General features: G+C 72.4%; 2 protein-coding genes and 1 pseudogene. All 3 read left to right on the top strand.

All coding sequences use genetic code 11. The annotated features are described in order from the left end of the window. Positions 1 to 159 (top strand): annotated as a pseudogene (locus ACWEOZ_RS42315) (sugar ABC transporter ATP-binding protein); the annotation flags it as partial. Further along, a complete protein-coding gene (locus ACWEOZ_RS42310; protein ID WP_451916318.1) occupies positions 156 to 1409 on the top strand; it encodes a sugar ABC transporter permease in 1254 nt (417 codons plus the stop codon). The pseudogene ACWEOZ_RS42315 and the gene ACWEOZ_RS42310, both read left to right, overlap by 4 nt. 31 nt (positions 1410 to 1440) lie before the next feature. Then, positions 1441 to 2616 (top strand): ROK family transcriptional regulator, encoded by a 1176-nt coding sequence (locus ACWEOZ_RS42305; protein ID WP_451916317.1) that lies wholly within the window; start codon positions 1441 to 1443, stop codon positions 2614 to 2616. Positions 2617 to 2872 lie beyond the last annotated feature (256 nt).

Raw genomic sequence — 2872 nt, 5'->3', positions numbered from 1 at the left:
GGCCGCACCGCCGCCCAGGTCAAAACCACCGACGTCACCCACTCCCAGATCGTCGAACTCATCACCTCCGGACGCAGCGGCAACCTCGGCCTGCCCCCGGAGAAGCCTTCCGACTTCGCCAGCGACGCCATCGACATCACGCCCGGAGGGGACCAGTGACCACCACCACGACCACGGCCGGCGGTGTCAAGGTGGTCAAGCCCACCGTCGGCGGCCACATCCACGACTACTGGGGCCGGGTCCGCGGCGGCGACCTGGGCAGCCTGCCCGCCGTCCTCGGACTGGTCGTCCTGTCGCTGATCTTCGGCGTCGCGCGGGAGACCTTCTTCAGCCCGCTGAACTTCGCCAACCTGTTCACCCAGGGCGCCCAGGTGGTCTTCATCGCCATGGGCCTGATCTTCGTGCTGCTGCTCGGCGAGATCGACCTGTCGGCCGGCTTCGCCAGCGGCGTCTGCGGCGCGGTCATGGCCATCCTGCTGACCAACCACGGCGTCGCCTGGTATCTCGCCATCCCGGCCGCGCTGCTCACCGGTGTGGTCATCGGCCTGGCGCTGGGCCTGCTGATCGCCAAGGTCGGCATCCCGTCCTTCGTGGTCACGCTGGCCGCGTTCCTGGGCTTCCAGGGCCTGCTGCTGGTGCTGCTGGGTGGCGGCATCAACATCTCGATCCGCGACCCGTTCGTCATCTCGCTCAACAACGACAACATCCCGGTGCTGTGGAGCTGGATCCTGGCCATCGGCGTGGTCGCCGGCTACGCGCTGGTGCAGTTCAGCCGAATCCGTAGCCGCGCCGCCCGCGGCCTGGTCACCGACCCGATCGGCATCGTGCTGCTGCGCATCGGCGGCCTGGCGGTGCTGGTGCTGACCACCACGGCGGTGCTGTCGCAGGAACGGGCGGTCAACCCGGCGATCAACTCGCTCAAGGGCGTACCGATCGTGGTCCCGATCATCGGGGCCTTCCTGATCTTCTGGACCTTCGTGCTGGGCCGCACCACTTACGGCCGGCACGTCTACGCCGTCGGCGGCAACACCGAGGCGGCCCGGCGGGCCGGCATCCCGGTCGACCGGATCCGCATCTCGGTCTTCGCGATCGCGTCCACCATGGCGGCGATCGGCGGCATCATGGCGGTCAGCCGGGCCAGTTCGGTCGACCCGAACACCGGCGGCAGCAACATCCTGCTCTACTCGGTGGGCGCGGCCGTCATCGGCGGCACCAGCCTCTTCGGCGGCAAGGGAAAGATCATCAACGCGGTCATCGGTGGTGCGGTGATCGCGGTGATCGACAACGGGATGGGCCTGATGGGCTTCTCGTCCGGCCAGAAGTACATCTTCACCGGCCTCATCCTGCTGGTCGCCGCCAGCGTCGACGCCCTGGCCCGGCGCAGGGCGGCAGCTACCGGAACCCGGTGAGCGAAACTTCGGGCACGGGGACGGCGCGCTGATGCGGGCCGGCCCCAGCCCGGAGGAGGTACGCCGGCACAACCTCGGTTCCCTGCTGCGCTACGTCCACCTGCACGGCGCGACGTCGCGGGCCGAGCTCACCAGCCGGCTCGGCCTCAACCGCAGCACCATCGGCGCGCTGACCGCCGAGCTGACCACGGCGGGACTGGTCAGCGAGGCGGTGCCCCGCGAGACCGGCCGGGCCGGACGACCGTCGCTCGTGGTCCGGCCCGAGTCGGCGCGGATCCACGCGTACGCGCTGAGCATCGAGGTCGACCGGCTCCGCGCGGCCCGGGTCGGCCTCGGCGGGCGGGTCATGGACCGCCGCGAGTGCGAGCGCCCACCCGGCATGCCGGTCCTCGACGCGGTCAAGCCGCTCGCCGCGTTCGTGCACGAGATGCGCCAGGAGGTGGCCGACGGCGCCCGGCACGTCGGCACCGGCGTGGCGGTCGCGGGCCGGATCCGGCGCGAGGACGGCGCGGTGCGCCTCTCCCCGACCGCCGGCTGGGCCGAGCCGGTCCGGGCCGCGCTCGGCGACGAACTGGGCGACGAACGCCGGCTGACCGTCGGCAACCACGCCGACGTCTCGGCCCTGGTCGAGCACAGCCGCGGCGCCGCCGTCGGCTGCGACAACGTCATCTACCTGCACGGCGACGCCGGCATCAGCGCCGGCATCATCGCCGGCGGGGCCCAGGTCACCGGGTACGGCGGCCACGGCGGCGACGTCGGCCACATGGTGGTCAACCCGTACGGCCGCGCATGCGGTTGCGGGTCCCGGGGCTGCTGGGAGACCGAGATCGGCGAGCAGGCGCTGCTCCGGCGGGCCGGCCGCGAGGGCGAGACCGGCGGCGCGGCGGTGCTGAGCGTGGTCCGGGCGGCGATGCACGGCGACAGCCGGGCCCAGTTCGCGGTCCGCGAGGTGGGCGACTGGATCGGCTTCGGCGTGGGCAACCTGGCCAACATCTTCAACCCCGAAGCGGTGATCTTCGGCGGCACCCTGCGCGACGTCTACCTGGGCGCCGCGGCGCAGATCCGCAGCCGCCTGAACGAGGTGGCCCTGCCGGCGTGCCGCGAACACATCCGGCTGCGCACCCCGGGGCTGGGCAACGACGCGGCCCTGATCGGCGCGGCCGAGCTCGCCTTCCAGCATCTGCTGGACGACCCGCTGCTGAATTGATGCTGAGTCGGCCGGGCGGACACGCGAGCCGATCCGGGCCCGGACGCCCTGCGGCGGCCACCTGCACTGGCCGGTTTCGGCCGCCGCACGCGAACGGCACACCCGGCGTCCCGTTCGCCGCAGCGCCAGCGCCGGCCTGGCACCTCCCACCGCCGAGCCCGCGCAAACCCTGCTGCCCGTTCGTTCAGCGACCGGCCCAGCACCAGCCAGCCCCATCCACCGCCCAGCCCAGCACACCCGGCATCCCGTTCAGCCC

Source organism: Actinoplanes sp. NPDC004185 (assembly GCF_053603475.1).
Note: the sequence above shows the minus strand (reverse complement) of the source record. Positions and strands in the feature narration are given on the sequence as shown.